The sequence below is a fragment of the Priestia sp. YIM B13552 genome, assembly GCF_042787775.1.
GTDB classification, from domain to species: domain Bacteria; phylum Bacillota; class Bacilli; order Bacillales; family Bacillaceae_H; genus Priestia; species Priestia megaterium_E.
On record NZ_JBHZOU010000001.1, the window covers coordinates 1,062,284 to 1,081,669 of the forward strand.

Consider the following 19,386-nt stretch of genomic DNA (forward strand, 5'->3'; position numbering starts at 1 on the left):
CTTTTTGCATCAGCATTTTTAATAGCTGCTTCTTTTTACAGAAGGGCTAATCTTCACAGCACTTACTTTAAACCCTGGCATCTTACAGGCGGGATCTAATTTTTCAGAAACAAGATTATTAACATTTTGAGAATCCGCCCAGTGAAAAGGAACAAATACGGTATCTGGCCGAATGCCCTCTGAAAATTTGCTTCTTACCACAATCCTTCCATATGAAGATTCAATTTGTACTAATTCTTGATTCGAAATTTCATATTTTTTCGCTGTTGAAGGGTGGATTTCCATAAAAGATTCGAAATTTCTAGCAGATAAAGACGCACTTTTTCGCGTTTGTACACCCGTTAAATAGTGCGACATCACTCTTCCCGTTGTTAAATAGAGAGGATATTTTTCCGTTATTTTTGCTTTAGGTACAATAGCTTGATTCGAGACAGGGACCATCATCGCTTTTCCATCACTATGAGCAAAACGCGTTTCAAACAGGCGCTCGGTTCCTTTATCTGTTAAGCTTCTGCATGGCCATAAAATTCCTTTTTCCTCTCGTAATCGTTCGTACGTAATACCGGAGTAATCAGCGATCCCTCCTTTACTTGCCATTCGCAGTTCATTAAATATTTCTTCAGCTGATGAAAACGAAAAATATTCCTCTTTCCCTAAAACTTTAGCAATTTCACATAGTATTTCCCAGTCGTGTTTGATTTCGCCGCGGCATGGAAAGCTAGCTTCGCGTAATGTAACTCTTCCCTCTACATTTGTCATGGTTCCTTCATCTTCCAAGTAGGAAGATGCTGGTAAGATCAAGTTTGCTAATTTTGCCGTTTCTGATTCAAACATATCTGCTACCACTAGAAATTCAAGCTTTTCAAAAGCCTTCTTAACAAAATTAGCGTTTGGATTTGAAACTGTTGGATTTGAACACATCAAAAACAGCCCTTTAATTTCACCGTCATGAATTTTTTCAATCATCTCATATGCAGAAACACCTTTTCTAGGAAGATCTTTCTCCTCTATATTCCACACATCTGCTATATACATCCGGTGCTCATGATTTTCGATTGAACGGTAGCCTGGAAGCTGATCCGCTTTTTGACCATGCTCTCGGGCTCCCTGCCCATTTCCTTGACCGGTAATGGCCCCATATCCGCAGCGAGGTTTACCGATTTTCCCAACGGAAAGTAGAATATTCAAAAAATTTTGCACCGCAGCACTTCCGTCTGTTTGCTGCTCTACCCCTCTAGCAGTAAAAATCATTCCCGTTTTTCTTTGACCAAACATACGGGCAGCTTGGTACATCTCTTCACGTGGCACTCCCGTTATTTCTTCAATGATATTAAATTCTAGAGGCGCCACATATTGAATTACTTCTTCAAATCCATTAACACGTTCTTGTAGAAATCGTTCATCTAGATAATCTTCTTCGATAAGGACCTTCAAGATTCCATTGGCTAATGCCGCGTCGCTCCCCGGTTTAAGTTTCAAGTGTAAATCAGCTATTTTAGTTGTAGCGGTTTCTCTTGGATCAATTGCAATAATAAAAGCTCCGTTTTCTTTTGCTTTCTCAAAATAAGGCATAATCGTTGGCTGACATTCCGCAATATTTGTTCCAGCTAACATAATACATTCAGTAAACGGAATCTCTTGCAAGCTATTCGTAAATCCTCGGTCCATGCCAAATGTTTTACTAGCAGCAGAAGCAGCAGCCGACATACATAAGCGTCCATTGTAATCAATATACTTTGTCTTTAACGCAACTCGAGCGAATTTCCCTAATAAATAAGCTTCTTCATTTGTAATAGAGGCACTTCCATAAACACCTAGCGCATCTGCTCCATTCTTCTCTTGAATCTCTGTAACATTTTCTTTAATATAGTGAAGAGCTTCTTTCCAAGAAATCTTTACAAACTCTCCTTTTACTTTTAATAAAGGATATTGAATCCGATCTTTATGCAAAGGATGCTGATGCGCATTCATTCCTTTGATACATAACCTTCCTTGAGAAGTAGGGTTGTCTGTTCCAATTGTTTTATACGTTTTCCTTTTTACATGTGTTTGTTCAACTAACTGCATTTTGCACTGCATGCTGCAGTAAGGACACTGAGTATTATATATACGCTCGGTTTCAACTTGCTTTTGCTGCTCACGAAAATATTTCAATAGCATCTCAGTCAACGTAGATCACCCTTCTTTCCTATAATAAATATGTGATTGCACGAGAGCGTTCTGAGCTGAGCTGCTTCATTAAATACTCTCGATTGTCTACCTCAAACAAAACTTCTCTGACATGAACAATTCCCACTCGTTCGATCCAGGTCCCGACAGTTTCTAAATAGTTCCCCGTTTCACGGTAATATTGAATCAAAGAACAGCTGATTTCTACTGCTTCTTCGTTTGTTTCGGCCACATAAAACAGCTCGCCGCTTCTAGCTTCTGCGCTGCTCCCGCCGGCATATATTTCCCATCCTCTGTCTATTCTTCTTAATCCTATATCACTTGTTGTTACATTCTCTGCAATGTGAGAACACGAAGCAATACTGATTTTGATATCACATGGAGTCTTTACATATTCAAGCTGTTTATCTAATTCATTTGATAAAGCAAGAGCAGGTTCATACTCACAAATACACGTTCCTTTTCCTATATAAACAGATACGTTTTTAACTGTACGTTCATATAGCTGCTGAAGTCCTCTATCTATTTCCTCCCTTACCAACGGAAGATATTCTTTTTTCACTCCCATGAGTTGAATGCGCTGATCATTTGTTAAACGAATAGTAGAGATGTTGTACTTTTCAGCTACATTTGCTAGGTTTCTTAATTCCTGTACATTTGTCAGACCACCGTGAATTTGCGGTACCACTGAGTAAGTCCCGTCATGAAGCAAAACGGCCTGTTCATTCTCGGTAATAAATAAAGAATGTGGATCGCTTTCATGATGAGGATTCATCATTTCTAAATAGTAATGAAGACCGCCTTCACATAACGAGCAGCCTTTTATGTCTTCAAATTTTAACACTTCCCTCACTTGCTGAACCGTTTCAAATTGATATCGCTGCATCTCTCTTACCAGCTCATCTTCTGATAAGTGTGTACACGCACAAAAAGTCTTTTCTTCAATAACTTCATCAAACTCATCGCTTTGAATATATGTTAAAAGATCTGTTACAAGAGGTTTGCATCCTCCGCATGAACCTGAAGCTTTTGTACAATTTTTTATTTCATCTACTGTCGTTAAATCATTTTTCTGGACAGCTTCAATAATAGCTCCCTTTGTTACACCGTTACAGTTGCATACGATATCTGGAAGTGACATGGAAGCTACTGCATTTTCTTTTTCATGTTGAGAAGGAAATAACTGTACTTTTTCTGCTTGCGATAAATCCTTTTTTTCACTAATCATTTTTGATAGCTTTACAGCATCACTGGTATCTCCAAAAAGAACAGCTCCCACTATTTTCCCTTCGCGAAAAACAACTTTTTTGTATATGCCATCTAGCATATTCGAAATCGTAATAGCTTTTGCACCTTGATTTTCCTTAAACTCTCCGACTGAGTACACGTCTATTCCTGATATTTTCAGCTGAGTGGAAAGAACAGAACCTTGATAACCTTCGCTTTTTATTTGGCAAAGGGTGCGCGCTAAAACTTTTCCTTGTTCGTAAAGAGGCGCAACAAGACCGTATGTCATCCCTCGATGTTCAGCGCATTCACCTACTGCATAGATATCTGGAATGCTCGTTTCCAAATAATCGTTTACGATAATTGCTCTATTTGTTTCTATTCCGCTTTTTTCAGCTAAATTAACATTGGGCCTTACCCCTGTAGCCATTACAACTAAATCAGCTGCAATTTTACTGTTATCATCAAACCGGATGCCTCCTACTCGGCTTTCCCCTATAACCTCATCCGTACGTTTGTTTAATAGAAAACTCATGCCTTGCTGTTCCAATTCTTCTCTTAACATATTAGATGCTGCTTTGTCTAACTGTCGTTCCATTAAGAAACCCGAATGGTGAATAACTTGAACATCCATTCCTAAATTCAATAGCCCTCTAGCAGCTTCCAGTCCTAACAGGCCTCCTCCAATAACCGCTGCTTTTTTATACTGTTTGGAAATTTCAATCATTTTTTGACAGTCTTCAATGGTACGAAAACCGAGAACACCTTCTTTTTCAAGCCCTTTAACGGGGAGCATATACGGGCTCGAGCCAGTAGCAAGAATAAGCTTGTCGTACCTCGTCTCTCTGTTTTTATCTGTTTTTATTATTTTTCTCTTGGTGTCTATGTGCGTAACGCTTTCTCCTTTAAATAAAGTGATATTATTTTCCTTATACCATGCCAAAGAATGAATATTGATATCTTCAAGCTTTGTACTGCCTTGTAAAACGCTTGATAATAAAATTCGATTATAGTTAACGTGAGGCTCACTTCCAAAAACAGTAATATCAAAACAATCTGGAGAATGAATAAGAATTTCTTCAATACAGCGCATTCCCGCCATTCCATTTCCGATTAATATCAACTTTTGTTTCGTCATATAAAAACCTCCAACACATAGATTCAGACCGTAAAATATACATTTTTTATTATTTCATAAACTTCTCTAAAAGAAATGAACCTTGTTATAACTTCTAACATTAAAATCTGTTTAAAGCGTAGGAGTACGCCGATACCATTCGTTGAAAGCAAGCTTTTATATAGAAGATTAATATACTTTAAAAAGGGGTAGAAAAAAGGATGCTATGCTTATATCACCTTTCCCTACGCCTTATAAGTAATCTATATAAAATTTTGTTATCTTCTTTTTGCCTACTATTTATTTATTTTGAAATCAATTATGATAAAAGAAAGAGTCTGAATTGGAGGTTTAAAACATGTCAATAACCGTTCACGCCACTCAGTGGATTCATTTTCAAATTAAATTGTATAACCTTCATTCCAAAACGAGATCGCTTAAAGATCAAAAACTAGAATTACCTCTGCCAGAATTCCATCAAAACCTGATCATATTTACATCTGCAGCTCATCATGGCCTTACGTTTGGATATCAAGCCATTCAATGGGATACACCCTATACTTCCTTTCCGATTTACATAGAGCATCAGTCTATTCCATGGTCCACTTTAGAACAACGTTCCCATAAGCACATAACCGAACATATTACAGCTATTTTCTTAGAGACAATGTTTTATAGACAAAGTCAATTCAAACAATGTCAATTTTGTTTTGAATTTATCATTCCTGAGAGTCTTTTTGACCATACAACCTGTCAAAACTGCGCATCACGACATTTTGGAGTGGTATATTAATTAACAAACAAAAGCCTGAAGGAGTCAGAAAATCTCTGACTCCTTCAGGCTTTTGTTACATGACTAGCTGAACAAAAAGTGGAATAACGGCAACTGTGACGACGCCTACAATAACAACTGCAATACTTGCCATGGCTGCCTCTACTTCTCCCATTTCAATCCCTACGGCTACTCCTAGCGCATGTCCAGAAGTGCCAAGAGCTAATCCTTTCGAAATTGGATTCTTCACCTTGAATACTTTTAAAAATAAAGCGCCCAGCGCATATACGATGACTGCATTAAAAATAACAGCAAAGGAAGTAATAGCAGGAATACCTCCAATATCTTGAGACAATGGCAGCGCAATCGCTGTTGTAGCTGCTTGTGGAAGCATTGATTTCATCACGACTTCATCCATATGAATACCTTTCGCAATCGCAAAAATAATCGCTACCGAACAAATTGATCCTACCGCAATAGAAGAAAGGATTTGCCACCAGTACTTTTTTAATTTATCAGCTTGTTTATATAAAGGGATGGCAAAAGCAATCGTTGCTGGTTCTAAAAAGAAGCTGATAATTTTTCCGCCGCTACTGTACTCCTCATAAGAAAAGTGACCAATTTTCAAAAAAGCAATCCCGAGTACCATTGCCACAAATAAAGGAGTAAATAAGAAAAACCCTTTTGACTTTTTAAATAAATACGTTCCAATACCGTACGCAGCTAAAGAAACCACGATTCCAAAATACGGATTCATCTTTCCAACCACCTTGTCTCTTTATAATTGATATTAAGCAATGCCCTGTTTTTTTGTTTTTTCACTCATAGCTACATCTTTTATTTCTTCTTTTGCTTTATTATCTTTTGTCATGCCAAGTATAAGCTGTGAAAATAAGCCTGTAACGCCTAACAAAATAATCGTTGCCACGATGATAACTAAACAAATTTGAATGCCGTACTGCTGCATAACACCTAATGAATTCATAACAGAAATACCTGCTGGTACAAATAAAAATCCGATCAAAGAAGTTAAAGCCGTTCCCAGTGATTCAACTTGCTCTAGTTTAATAATCTTCAAGCATAGTGCAAGAAATAACAGCACAAGTCCAATGACTGAAGCAGGCATTGGAAAAGGCAAATGCTCTGCAATAAAATCTGAAATCAACATAATTACGGAAAAAATAAATGCTTGTGTTAAAAAGCCATACACTTTTTTAGCACTCATTTCTTTCACCTCTCTCTGTTTGTTGACTTCATTATATAAAATGAAAACACATTAGAAAGCGTTTTCAAATCAAAGAGTCGAATATTTGTGCTCACTTACAAAAATCGAGCCTTGAAATGCAAAAAACAGCCTGCTAAAATGCATACGCAAGCTGCTTTCTCCTTAAATTCCTAAACGCTTCTTCAATTCTTTAGCATATGTACGGCTGACAGGAACTCGCTCATCGTTTTTCATCACTAAATTATACGTAGAATTAAACCATGGCTGTACCTCGGAAATATGATGTACGTTGACGATATAACCGCGGTGCACACGACTAAACGACTGAGAAGGGAGCTTTTTTTCTAGCATAGCCAGCGTATCAGCAGTATGATAGGATTCGGTTATAGTCTGAATGGTGACTTCTCCTTCTATTAACCCTACAAACAAAATGTCCTCTATATTTACTAACACAATCGAATCGTCTACAGAAATCGCTAACTTTCCAGTTTGAGAAGAAGACTCTCCTATCAATTCTTCTTCTTTCAAAGCGGGATGAGGAACACGCATTTTTTTATATTTATGAATGGCCTGCACCACTCTTTCTTCATCAAAAGGCTTCAAAATGTAATCAATTGCATCTACTTCAAAGGCTTGTAAAGCGTACTGATCGTACGCAGTTGCAAATATAATAGCTGGCGGATTTTTCATTTTTTTAAGCCTTTTAGCAATATCAAAACCGCTGTCATCTGACAGTTGTATATCTAAAAATAATAAATCCGGCTTTTCATCCATCATTTTATCCAACGCCTCTTCGATACTTTCAGCTTCTTCAATGAAATCTACTTCTTTCGTTCGATGTAATAAATATTTTAATTCATCTCGTGCTAACATTTCATCATCTACTATTAGTACTCGCAGCATATTACATACCCTCGCTTTTTAATTCCATTGGTATAACAAACGAAACCGCTGTTCCTTCTGTTACGTCAAACTCCAGCGTTGTTTCTTTTCCAAATAATCCGTGCAAACGTTGTTTAATATTGTAAAGAGCCGTCCCCGTTCCTTTTTCTGAAAAAACGGGCTGATTGCCAAGCTTTTGTAATCTTTGTGTGTCTATACCTTGTCCATTGTCTTTTACCTTTACGTATACATATTTATCTTTTGTCTTAATATGAACTTCTACGCGACAGTGCTTTTGTTTACGCGGAAAGGCGTGCCGAATGGCATTTTCCACAAGCACTTGAAGAATAAATGGCGGAAGCAAGACATCATCTAGCCCTTCTTCAATATACATGTCAATTTCGTATTTATTAGGGAACCTGGCTTGTTCCAGCGATAAGTACGCGTGAACATGATCAAGCTCTTTTGATAACGGAATCAGCAGCTGCCTTGCACCTTGCAAATTGGAACGAAAATAAATGCTTAGCTGCAAAAGCAGCTTTCTGGCTTTTTCTACGTCCTGTCTGCACAGCGCCGATATCGTATTAATGGCATTAAATAAAAAATGAGGATTCACCTGAGCCTGTAAAGCTTTAATCTCCGCATCTTTTAGCAATTTACTTCGAAGCTCTGCTTCGCCGAGCTCTAGCTGAGTTGAAAAAAGTTTAGCTAATCCTTCTGCTAGCTCTTCCTCCACTCGGCTTAACCCGCTCGCATCTTTAAAGTACATTTTTAGTGTTCCAATGGTAGTACCGTGAGAAGTAAGCGGCATCACAATGGCGGCATGAAGCGGACAGTCTTTATGCTGACAATCAATTTGTTCTCTCGATTTTGCTTTCATAATTTTTCCTGTCTTCAGCACTTCGTGAGACAGCCCGGTAATCAAACTATGCGAAGGAACGTGATGATCAATTCCTTCCCCTACATGAGCTAAAATTTTGTGCGTATCAGTTAGCGAAACAGCATCCGTACCTGTGAAGCGATGAATAATATTTGCAACATTTTCACATGATTCACTAGTAAGACCCTGACGAAAATGTGGAAGAGTTTGATCCGCGATTAATAATACTTTGTGTGTCTGAAGCGCTCTCATTTGTTCCTCTTGCCGTAAAATGGACTGAATAATAGATAAGAAAATATAGCTTCCTGTGCCATTTACAATAATCATTGGAATAGCAATAATACTCACTAGCGTCCATGCCGAATCAAACGGTTTAGCAAATAATAAAATAATCAGCATCTGAAGCGTTTCCATCGCTATGCCTACAAGTGCAGCAAAGCGCGGTGTAATCGTTCGATGTTTTTTCCGGTAGGCATAGCCGATATATCCAGTTAACACCCCTGCTAAAACGGATGAAACTGCACAGCTAAACGCCGTACTCCCTCCTAACATAAAGCGATGAACGCCAGCAAGTAGTCCTACTCCTAAACCAACAAAAGGACCGCCAAGCAGACCGCCCATTTCCACACCCATAATTCGTGTATTTGCAATCGAGCTTGATGGATCTACTTTTAATAATAAGTCTTCATTGCGAATAATTGTTCCTTGAATTTCAATTCCCGTGTAGTTACTAATAATGCTAAAAAGAGAAAAAATAAAAATAAGTACTGCTTTTCCTTTATACCCTTGCTGTTTGCGGAGAAATTGCCGAAAAACTTTTGTATGTGCCAGCAAAAAACCTAAGATGACAATAACTCCGACTCGTTCTACCATCATAATTAATAAATGAATCATTTCTAGCCACCCTTTGCTGTCTGTTTCTATCTTATATTGTTACACTGATGCTGCTAGAAATCTAGCTGAACAAACAGAAAAAAGGTTCAAAATGAACCTTTTTCTTTAGCTTAGCGTTGACTGTGTTTGAATATTCCATTTTAATGTAGGGATATGGCGATCTTGTTCAAACGCGTATCCGATTTGATATAGAGTAGCTTCAGCGAAATGTGGTCCTATGAGCTGCATTCCGATTGGAAGCCCTTCACGAGAATAACCACACGGTAGTGACAGCGTAGGCAAGCCAAGTAAGTTAGATGGTTCTGTTAAGCGAAGCAGCTCCGAACGGACTAACTTCATCTGATTATCAACTCTTACTTTTTCTTCTCCAAGATAAGGAGGTAGAATCGGTAGCGTCGGAGCAATCAAAGCATCTACACTTTCAAATACTTGCTGAAACTCTTTCCGAACTTGTAAGCGAATTTGCTGCGCTTTTGCATACTCATATCCCGTACTTTTTTTGCTTTCTTCTAGCCTCTCAAGAACGGGGAGCTGATAGTCTTGTCTATACGTTTCCATTCGCTTCTCATGAACCATATAGGCTTCACTTTGAATCGTTTTCAATTGTGCCCAAGATGCTTGTGACAGCATAGGAAGCTCAATAGCTTTTATACTTGCACCAAGCTCTTCCAAACATTTTATCGCTTCTTTTAAAGAATTTCCAACTTCTGAATCTAAAGCATCAAAGTAAAAATTAGAGGGTATGCCAATCGTTTTTTTCGAAATAGCAGAACCAATGAATCTACTAAAATGTTCAGTCGGCTTATTTACTGAATAAAGATCTTTCTTATCATAGCCGGCAATTGCTTCTAAAAATAAAGCATTATCTGAAACGGTTCGCGTCATAGGTCCTACGTGATCCAACGTTTCACCAAGTGGAAATACGCCATGTTTACTTACTCGACCAAACGTTGGCTTCATCCCTACAATTCCACATGCAGATGAAGGTATACGAATAGATCCTCCTGTATCTGTGCCAATTGCTCCATAACATAATCCGGCTGAAACAGCTGCCCCTGAACCACTGCTCGAACCTCCTGAAATCCTCTTCGCATCGTGCGGGTTTTTTACAGCTCCATAATATGAAACATCTCCGCTTGGCCCATACGCAAATTCGTGTGTATTAAGTTTTCCAATCGTGATTGCTCCTGCATGATGAAGCTTCTCTACAACGGTTGCGTTATAATCTGGCATAAAATGTTGATAAATTTTAGAACCCATTGTCGTTTTTATATTTCTTGTATACACCAGGTCTTTAACGCCAATTGGAATGCCATGAAGCGCTCCTTTATACTTGTTATTCATAATTTCTTTTTCGGCTATTTTCGATTGTTTTACTGCCTCTTCGTTCATCGTTATAAAAGCATTTAAAACAGGATTAATATCTTTAATACGATGTAGGAGACACTCTGTAATCTCCACCGGAGAGATTTCCTTATTTTTTATTTTTAAGGATAACGTTGTTATATCCATTTTTAAGATAGAATCCGACTGCATAAACATATTCCTCCTCTTTTTATTTTGATATAAAGTTAACTTCTATTAGCTACTGTGCTTATGCTTCATAGAACTGATAGGCTGAATAATACGCTTTCCTGGCTTCACAAAAATCATGGCGATCATTCCAATAGCAGAAGCTACGGCAGCTGCAGTAAACATCGCTCCGTATCCACTAGCAGCTACTAACGCGCCTGTTAATGTAGGCGCTACGATAGTGGCGATATTTGTAAAAAAGTGCGTAACACCGCCAAACGTTCCTGCTTTTGATGGCTCTGTATCAATGATTACTGTCCAATACACAGAGTTGGGCAAGAAATTAAATGCATTTCCAATCGTCATTAATGTCAGTACTGCTGCTACGCTGTTAACCGTAGGAATGAAAATAAAACAAAGAGCTGTGAAAAACAGAGAGACAACAGCTAATCCAGACCTTGCTACGCGCAAGCTGCCCGTTTTTTCTCGTAAGTAATCAGATATTTTCCCTCCTAACAGCACGGTGATACAAGCGCCTGTCCACGGAATCATGCCTAAGTACCATAGTGATCCTAATTGAAAATCAAAGGTATCTTGCAAATACTTAGGAGTCCACGTCAAAATTAAAAAATTTACATATTGAAAAGCAAAGTAACCGATAGCATTCATTACTAATGTAGGATTTTTAAAGAAATGATACCAAGGAACAGTTTCTCCATTCTGTCCGCTTTCTTTTTCAGACTTTAGCAAGCCTTGATTGGATCGTATTTCGGCTAATTCTTCTTGAGAAACTCTTTTATTTTCTTCCGGCTGATTAGTAAATACTTTGATCCATATCGTAATCCATACAAGGCCAATACACCCAAGAATAATAAACATCGTTTTCCAATCTGTAAAAGACAGCAGGGCTACTGCAATTGGAGCCGTTAATAGTGCACCAAGCGGCGTTCCAAGTAATCCGATAGAAGCAGCAAATCCTCGCTCTTTTGGAGCTGCCCAGTTAGCCATTGTACGATTAATGGTCGAAAAAGTTGGCCCTTCCGCTAATCCAAATAAAACCCGGAAAACAGCAAATCCAGCAATAGCAGAGCCACCGAACAAGGCCATTCCTATTTCACCAGCAAAAGCCGTTCCTATTTCAAATATGGACCAAGCCATCCCTGCTAAGATCCAAACAAATTTAGGCCCTTTCTTATCAGCTAACGCTCCTCCAAATAATGCACCAAACATATAACCGTATCCAAAATACCCTAATATCCCTCCCCATGTTTTGGGGTTTAAGTTAAACTCACTTATGATTGCTTCTTGTGCATACGATATAGCACCTCGATCGATATAATTGACTACGGTCATAAATACAATCATACCCATAATAAAATATCTGTACTTCCCTCTCATTTTCCTCACTCCCTACGAAAAATATGCTGCCTATAAAACCGCTCTACTTTATTATTAATATCAATTATTTTCTGAAAATTCAATCTCCTAAAAAAAGAAACTTATGCATAGATGCATAAGTTCTTGTGAACATATTTCTTATAAAAAATTTGATAGTTACAGAGCTCATCTCCCTTCTTTTATAATTTATGCACTTTTGCATAGTCATTTCATTTTGATTAAAAGCGACTTAGCTTCCGACTAATTGTAGACTGATTAACGCCCAGCACTCGTGCTATTTGGGTAGTGGATTTATATTTCTTCTTAGCCTTTCTCAGCAATTCTTGTTCCACTAAATGAACTGCATCTTTTAAAGGCATTAGCTCATGAATTTCAATTTTTTTTTCGTTTTTTGCACTCATTAGTATGTCGCTCATTAATTTTTCTTCTTGAATCCACTCTCCTTCCGTTAATACAAATAATCGCTCTACTAAAGCTTTAAGCTCTCGAACATTCCCTGGCCAGCGGTAGTGGTTTTGTAGCTTTTTCAACAGACTAGGATGTAGTTTTTTCTTACTTTCATACAAGAAATTAAATTTCTCTAAAAAATGTAAAGCTAATGGAATGATATCTTCTTTTCTGTTTCGAAGCGGAGGTATTTGAATAGGGATAATACTTAGCTGATAATACAGCTCTTTTCTAAATTCTCCTATTTTTATACTTTCCGTTAAATTAGTTGAAATCCCCGTAATAAACCGAGCACTGGTATATGAGGATGTTAATTGCTGTTCTATGAGGTAAGATAACTTCAGCTGTAGTGACAAAGGCAATAAATCAATTTCATCTAAAAAAACCGTACCACCGGCAGCTTTTTCAATTGCTCCTAGTTCCTCTCCTTCCCCAAAAATCTCCTTTTCTATATTAGATAATAAAATTGCACCACAACGAACTGTTACAAACGCCCCTTTGTTCCGTGGACTATGCTCGTGGATTAAATATGCCATGGTTTCTTTACCAACTCCACTTTCCCCATGGATTAATACACTAGATTCTACTAAAGCTGCTCTCTTAGCTCTAGAAACCGCTGTTTTCATTTCTTCGTTTTCGCTTAAAATGTACATCTGCTTTAACTTTTTGTTATTGAACCTTTCCATCTGACCCTGAGAAAGATGTTCAGATGGAGCAATTTTTTTTTCATTTTGTAAAGACTGGTTCTGTTCCGTAATATCTTTTGAAATATTAACGACTCGAATAATGTCCCCCTTCGTATTTTTTATTGGTGCACCTATTACTTTTAATCGCCTTCCCAACTTTGTGACTTGAATCATTGATACTTTTTCTTTCTTTTCTAATACAAGTCTAGTAACGGAGGGGCTGTATGCACCCTCCTTTTCTAACTCATAAATCGTTTTTCCAAGCAACTCTGTTTCCCTGTATCCCCATATTTTTTCACACCCCGAACTTACCTTTAATGTTCTTCCTTCTCCATCAGACATATAAATAGCATCATAAGAAATATCAAAAATAGTTTTTAATTCTCCATCTACTATTTCATGAATACAATTTAGTTCTTCTCTCTTCCTGTTCACGCTGTACCCCCCCTGAGTCTTGTGTCTTAGTATAAATGGAAAAGAGTAAAAACAATAGATATCTTTTGCACAAAAAAGCTGTTCGAATACGTACTGTATTCGAACAGCCTGACTTTAAGCTTGAACAGGTTTAAAAAATTGAGGCAAGTAATCTTTATGAGCTTCTAACATCTCATCGACAATTTGCTTAGCTAGTTTATCAGAAGCCACAAGCGGATTAATGGTTAATGCTAAAATAGCTTTATCATAATCTCCGTTCACTGCTGCTTCAGCTGCAATCCGTTCAAATGACTTAATTGTTTGAACAAGACCTCGCACAGGTACAGGAAGGTCGCCGACTGAAATTGGCTTCGGTCCATCTTTTGTAATGATACAGCTTACTTCTACGGCAGAATCAGCAGGAATGCTTGCTATGGCACCATTATTAATAGTGTTTACAGGCTGAATATCGCCTTTATCCGTGTAAATGGATGTAATCAATCGAACGGCTGCATCACTATAATAGGCTCCGCCGCGCTGTTCTAATTGAGGCGGTTTAATGTCTAGATTAGGATCTTTATACAGTTCGAACAGCTCTTTTTCTAACTGTTTTACGACTTCTGCTCTGGTTTCACCTTTTTCATAATTAACAAGCTCTTTTTCTACCATTTCACGCGTTTTATAATAGTACATGTGATATGGACAAGTTAACGCATTTAGGGCTTTTGTAAATTCTGACTCCCATCCAAGTCCCGCTACATTTTTCACAAAGCTGCTGTTAGTTGGATCACTTAGTAAATCAATAACTTGATCTTTGACGCTTACGCCATCTACATACACATCTAATCCGTAGACCATGTGATTTAAACCAGCAAAATCAATTCGAATGCGAGAGTGATCTACATCAAGTAGCTTAGCAATGCCCATTTCCATTCCAATTGGTACATTACAAAGTCCTACAATCTTTTTAATGTTACTATAGCGGAGCACAGCTTCTGTTACCATACCTGCAGGATTTGTGAAGTTAATCAGCCAAGCTTCTGGACATAACTCTTCAATGTCACGGCAGATATCTAAAATAACCGGAATTGTACGAAGTCCTTTAAATAACCCGCCTGGTCCGTTTGTCTCTTGACCAAGCACCCCGTATTTAAGCGGTATTCTTTCATCTTTTGCTCGGGCGTCTAACAAGCCAACGCGAAATTGAGTCGTTACGAAATCCGCATCTTTTAATGCTTCTCTTCGATCTAACGTTAAATGAACACTAATTGGCAAACCTGATTTTTTCACCATTCGCTTCGCTAAATTACCAACAATCTCTAGCTTTTCTTTTCCTTCTTCGACGTCTACTAGCCACAGTTCTCGAACTGGAAGTTCATCATATCGTTTAATAAATCCTTCTATTAGTTCAGGCGTATAGCTTGAACCGCCGCCAATCGTTACAATCTTAATACCTTTTGTCATAGTGTAATCCCCCCGGAAATTTTGATTGCTTCATATAAATCTACAAATTCAGTAGCCATTTCTTTTACCGTCATTGCATTCATTAAATGATCTTGAGCATGAATCATGAGCAGAGAAATTTCTGTGCTTTCTCCTCTAATTTCACCTTGAATTAACGACGTTTGGATATGATGAGCGGCATTTAATTCTTCTGCAGCTTGTGTAAGCTTTTCACGTGCTTCTAAAAAATCTCCTCTTTTAGCAGCCGCTATCGCTTCCATTGCTGAACTTCTGCCGTTTCCACCGTGTAAGATTAATTTAAAAATATATTCTTGAATGCTTTCCATCCTTTATCCCTCCTCACACAATATCTTTCTTTGTATCACTTGGTACCTCTTCAGCTGCAGGCTGTATACCATTTTCTTCAGTGAATTTTTGTTTATCCCACATTCTAAAGAAAGGATAGTAGATGCAAACAGAGATTCCGATATTAATAGCTTGCATAACTGCACCCGATAATTTCCCTCCTGTTGCCAAATAGCCAGAAATAATTGGAGGCATAGTCCAAGGAACCGCAATACCTGCTGGTTTTGCTACCAGTCCTGTCGACATCGCAATATAGGTTGCTACTACCGTTACAAGAGGGGTAATAATAAACGGAATAAGCATCATTGGATTCATCACCATCGGAAGTCCAAAGATGATCGGCTCATTGATATTAAAAAGAGCTGGTCCTATCCCTAACTTACCAAGCTGCTTCATTTGTTGACTGCGTGCTTTTAAAATCATAGCTACAACTAGAGCTAACGTTGCTCCGCTGCCTCCGATATTGATCCAAATATCAAAGAACTGCTGTGTAAAAATATTTGGTAATGCTTCATGATTAGCAAATGCAATTCGATTTTCATCCATAGCTCCATACCAAATGGGAGCCATAATTCCACCGACAATATTTGCTCCATGAAGTCCACAAGACCACATGAGCATAATAACAAGCTCGGCAACTAGCGTACCCCCTAAACTGCCGCCTAGCACACCTAAAGGCTTTCCAAGCAATTCTCCAACGATATTATGCAGACTTCCAAAATGAGTTTGTTCTACTAACAAACGTAAAATCCAAATAAATGCTATTACCGTAAAGCCAGGAATAAGAGCAGCAAACGATTTTCCAACAGCGGGAGGAACTCCATCAGGCATCTTGATGACAAAGTCTTTTTGAATAAACCACCTGTAAATTTCCGTAGAGAGAATCGCGACAATCATTGCTACAAAGAGTCCTTTACTTCCCATTAAAGCGGTTGGAATTCCGCCGTCTACTAAAATAGCTTCTTTGGCTCCACTTGGGAGAAAGGACACTTTATACGGAGTAGCAAGTAAAAAAGCAGCAAGTGAAATAGCCCCTGCGGACAAAGCATCTACTCCGTATTTTTCAGCTAACCGATAGGCTATTCCGAAACAAGCAAGCAGCGCCATAATATCGAATGTAGCTCCAACTGGGTAGGCCATTTTCGTTGCCCATTCTTTTCCGAAAATCCCTGCCATAAAGTCGTTGTAACCTGGTATCGGTAAATTCGACAGTATTAAAAATACTGAACCGATAATAATGAGCGGCATTGTCAGAACAATACCGTCTCGAAGTGCTTGTAAATGGCGTTGACCCGCCATTTTCCCCGCGATAGGCATTACTTTGCTTTCAAGCATACTATTAAATTTGCTCATGTAGTCCACACTCCTATTTTGAAACTAGTTGAACTGCAAATTTTAACACTTGTTCTCCATTACACGTTCCGTAGTGAACAGGATTTATAACGTCAACTGGCACTCCTTTTTCTTCACCTAGCTTCTTAAGCTGCGGCAATAAGTAGCGCACTTGAGGTCCTAATAAAAGTACATCCGCTTGATCAATATGGTTGCGAACAGAGTCACCAGGAACCGCCCAAATTTTATACTCCGTGCTTTGCTCCTGAGCGCTCTTTTCCATTTTTGTTACTAGTAAACTTGTAGACATTCCCGCTGCACAACATAATAGAATATTCATTTGTCATTCCCCCGTTTTTTTATTTTGGTATCTGTTTTGTTGATAGTTTTATCTTAAAATAAAAGCGCTTACATTTATACACAACCTTTTTCCGCTACTAACGGAAAAATTATGTTTGAACATTCAGATAAAAAAGAAGCCCTTCTCTCAGACTTCTTTTTTTATCTAATATTTTTCATAAACACCTCGATAAATTCCTCATAATCCTTACACTTTATTAAGCGCTGCACGACCTGCTTATCATCCACAACCCGGACTAACAAACTGTACATCTTCTGCAAATCACCTTGATTATTCGCTTTTACACTTAAAAGACAAATAAATTGTACGAGGTTTCCTTCCCACATAATCGGTTTTTTCAACGTGCAAATGGCCCAAAACGTCGTATCCGTTTGAGGAACCATAGGATGAGGAATCGCAACGAGATTGCCAAAACTTGTTGGTGATGCAGCTTCTCTTTCAAAAACAGATTCTATAAATTGAGAAGGAACTAGTCCTAGATGAGTTAATTTCTCTCCTAAAAAATGAAGCACTTCTTCTCTCGTTTGAAATTCTTGCTGTAAATATACTAATTCTTTTTTTGTGTATTCTAAGGAAGGCTGCTGTTTGTTCTTCATTAAACAATCAATTTTTTTAAAGTCACTGTTTCCTAGAATCGTACTTACTTGTACTACAGGAACAGGAAGATGATCTGGAATTGGAATGGTACTAACAATAAAATCTAAAGAGTGCAGAGACATTTGGTGAAGCTTATAATACTGCGTTGTTCCTAAAATAGTCAGATTTAATCCAAAAGTAGCCTGCAGCTTATATGATAATAGCTTGGCACTCCCTACTCCCGATGCGCATACAATCAAACAGCGCTTAGGCTGATTGATAATTTTTCGACGTTCAATAGCCCCTCCAATATGTAAAGCTAAATAGCCAATTTCCGTTTCATGCATGTCGATTTCAAGGCGATTTTTCAAAACCTTCCCAGCTATAATCCCAGCTTCAAAAGCCAGAGGGTAATGACTCTTAATTCCTTCAAGCATCGGGTTCCGCAGATTCATTCCATATTTATAGCGATTGATAGCCGGTTTCAAATGCAAGCTCATGCCAAGGATCAGCTCTGAATCTTCACTAATTCCTAAATGAAGCTCTTTTTCAATTGCTTCTAATATAGCTGCAGTTAATTCATAGATATTTGTGTCGATAAACTGCTTCACTTCTTTTTCTTCATGATTGCTATTGTTGAGCATCTTTGTACCTAACAAATGAATGGCGATATATGCCGTTTCTGACTTCGGAAAACGAATCTTGAATGCATTTTCAATCTCTCGCACAATTTCAGCTGCCACTTCATATTCTTTATGCGCCATAATCTCAAGCAGATCTTCTGAATACAAAGAGATAAAATTTTCTTCTTGTATTCGCTTACAAGCTATCGCTAAATGAATGATTAAATTGTTTAATCCAATGTCTGAAACCATAATATTGTATCGTTTTATTTGATTTAAAATGTGGGCTTTAATCGTTAAGATTGATTCTTGGGGCAGGATAGATATTTTATTGTATACCATATCTATTTCTTTATCTTTTCGGTTGAATATGTACTCAGACATACAGAATCTCATTTTCATTTCGTCCCCTTTGGCTTTCAAGCCGTAGTTAGGACGTTTTTCTAAAAGAATATCATATTTACAAAGCTGTTTTTTAACATCTCTTAAATCGTTTTGAACCGTTGACTTGCTAATATACAACTCGTCTGCTAAATCTTCGAGCTTCAAATATTCGTCTGCTAGCAGCAACCTTTTGATTAAATAATGCACGCGGTCATCAGGAACGGTTGGAATAGAAGTTGCATCAAATAATTGATTAGCCGAAAGTTCTTTTAATAGGTGATGGAACTGTTTTTCATCTAAAACGCTAAGTTCATACCCTGTCCCACGAGCTGATTTAATTTTAGCTCCGTACTGAGACAAAATGTCATCTAGCTGTTTTATATCCGTTCGAATAGTTCGAGAAGATACTTGATTTACTGTTGCTAAATATTCACTCGTAACGGTTGATAGTGTAGACTGTACGGACATTAGTTCTCTTAATATGACGATCATTCTTGAATTAAGCATGTTTGCTTCTCTCCATTCCCAGAAGATTTCTCCCTTATAAAACAAATGAAAAGGGCTGGTTATTTTAAACAAAAACAAAAAATACCTAAACAGCAACAAACAGAAACTACCTTTTTCTGTCCTTGCAGCTTAGGTTTTGCCTGCTTCATCAGTAACAACCCTAAAACAATA

Annotated in this window: 15 protein-coding genes; 1 reads left to right on the top strand and 14 read right to left on the bottom strand. The window is 37.9% G+C overall.

Translation table 11 applies throughout. The annotated features are described in order from the left end of the window. Positions 1-18: 18 nt before the first annotated feature. Together nasC and nirB are read right to left on the bottom strand one after the other, a co-directional pair. Positions 19-2,169 (bottom strand): assimilatory nitrate reductase catalytic subunit NasC, encoded by a 2,151-nt coding sequence (gene nasC, locus ACFX40_RS05180; RefSeq protein WP_377237340.1) that lies wholly within the window; start codon positions 2,167-2,169, stop codon positions 19-21. Between the two features lie 19 nt (positions 2,170-2,188). Then, positions 2,189-4,534 carry a nitrite reductase large subunit NirB gene (gene nirB / locus ACFX40_RS05185; RefSeq protein ID WP_377254350.1) on the bottom strand — a complete coding sequence of 782 codons (2,346 nt, stop codon included), beginning with the start codon at positions 4,532-4,534 and terminating at the stop codon, positions 2,189-2,191. Between the two features lie 337 nt (positions 4,535-4,871). On the opposite strand from nirB, the gene ACFX40_RS05190 reads away from it, so the two are divergent. Next, on the top strand, positions 4,872-5,306 hold the full coding sequence (locus tag ACFX40_RS05190; protein ID WP_050689328.1) for a hypothetical protein: 435 nt from the start codon (positions 4,872-4,874) through the stop codon (positions 5,304-5,306). A gap of 55 nt (positions 5,307-5,361) precedes the next feature. Here the strand turns inward: ACFX40_RS05190 and lrgB are convergent, their stop codons facing one another. The 12 genes from lrgB to ACFX40_RS05250 form a co-directional block, all read right to left on the bottom strand. Beyond that, the gene (gene lrgB / locus ACFX40_RS05195) at positions 5,362-6,042 is read right to left on the bottom strand and encodes an antiholin-like protein LrgB (RefSeq protein ID WP_050689329.1); all 681 of its coding nucleotides are present in this window, start codon (positions 6,040-6,042) and stop codon (positions 5,362-5,364) included. Positions 6,043-6,075: 33 nt separating this feature from the next. Next, entirely contained in the window at positions 6,076-6,510 is a 435-nt protein-coding gene (gene lrgA, locus ACFX40_RS05200; RefSeq protein ID WP_028407516.1) for an antiholin-like murein hydrolase modulator LrgA, read from the bottom strand. Positions 6,511-6,672: 162 nt separating this feature from the next. Next, entirely contained in the window at positions 6,673-7,413 is a 741-nt protein-coding gene (locus tag ACFX40_RS05205) for a LytR/AlgR family response regulator transcription factor (protein WP_028407515.1), read from the bottom strand. A 1-nt stretch (position 7,414) separates the two neighbouring features. Continuing rightward, on the bottom strand, positions 7,415-9,166 hold the full coding sequence (locus ACFX40_RS05210) for a sensor histidine kinase (protein ID WP_028407514.1): 1,752 nt from the start codon (positions 9,164-9,166) through the stop codon (positions 7,415-7,417). A gap of 105 nt (positions 9,167-9,271) precedes the next feature. Beyond that, complete coding sequence (locus tag ACFX40_RS05215) at positions 9,272-10,702, bottom strand: amidase (protein WP_377254353.1); 1,431 nt, start codon at positions 10,700-10,702, stop codon at positions 9,272-9,274. A gap of 45 nt (positions 10,703-10,747) precedes the next feature. Then, entirely contained in the window at positions 10,748-12,076 is a 1,329-nt protein-coding gene (locus ACFX40_RS05220; RefSeq protein ID WP_116515144.1) for an MFS transporter, read from the bottom strand. Positions 12,077-12,294: 218 nt separating this feature from the next. Beyond that, positions 12,295-13,644, bottom strand: coding sequence for a sigma 54-interacting transcriptional regulator (locus tag ACFX40_RS05225; protein ID WP_377237337.1), 1,350 nt, complete (start codon positions 13,642-13,644; stop codon positions 12,295-12,297). A gap of 114 nt (positions 13,645-13,758) precedes the next feature. Further along, positions 13,759-15,087 (bottom strand): 6-phospho-beta-glucosidase, encoded by a 1,329-nt coding sequence (locus tag ACFX40_RS05230; protein WP_377254356.1) that lies wholly within the window; start codon positions 15,085-15,087, stop codon positions 13,759-13,761. Next, a complete protein-coding gene (locus tag ACFX40_RS05235) occupies positions 15,084-15,413 on the bottom strand; it encodes a PTS lactose/cellobiose transporter subunit IIA (RefSeq protein WP_028407512.1) in 330 nt (109 codons plus the stop codon). Before ACFX40_RS05235 ends, ACFX40_RS05230 begins: the two co-directional genes overlap by 4 nt. Positions 15,414-15,426: 13 nt before the next feature. Further along, entirely contained in the window at positions 15,427-16,785 is a 1,359-nt protein-coding gene (celB, locus tag ACFX40_RS05240) for a PTS cellobiose transporter subunit IIC (RefSeq protein WP_028407511.1), read from the bottom strand. Positions 16,786-16,798: 13 nt separating this feature from the next. Beyond that, positions 16,799-17,104 (bottom strand): PTS sugar transporter subunit IIB, encoded by a 306-nt coding sequence (locus ACFX40_RS05245; RefSeq protein WP_013055477.1) that lies wholly within the window; start codon positions 17,102-17,104, stop codon positions 16,799-16,801. Positions 17,105-17,265: 161 nt separating this feature from the next. Next, a complete protein-coding gene (locus tag ACFX40_RS05250) occupies positions 17,266-19,215 on the bottom strand; it encodes a BglG family transcription antiterminator (RefSeq protein ID WP_028407510.1) in 1,950 nt (649 codons plus the stop codon). Positions 19,216-19,386 lie beyond the last annotated feature (171 nt).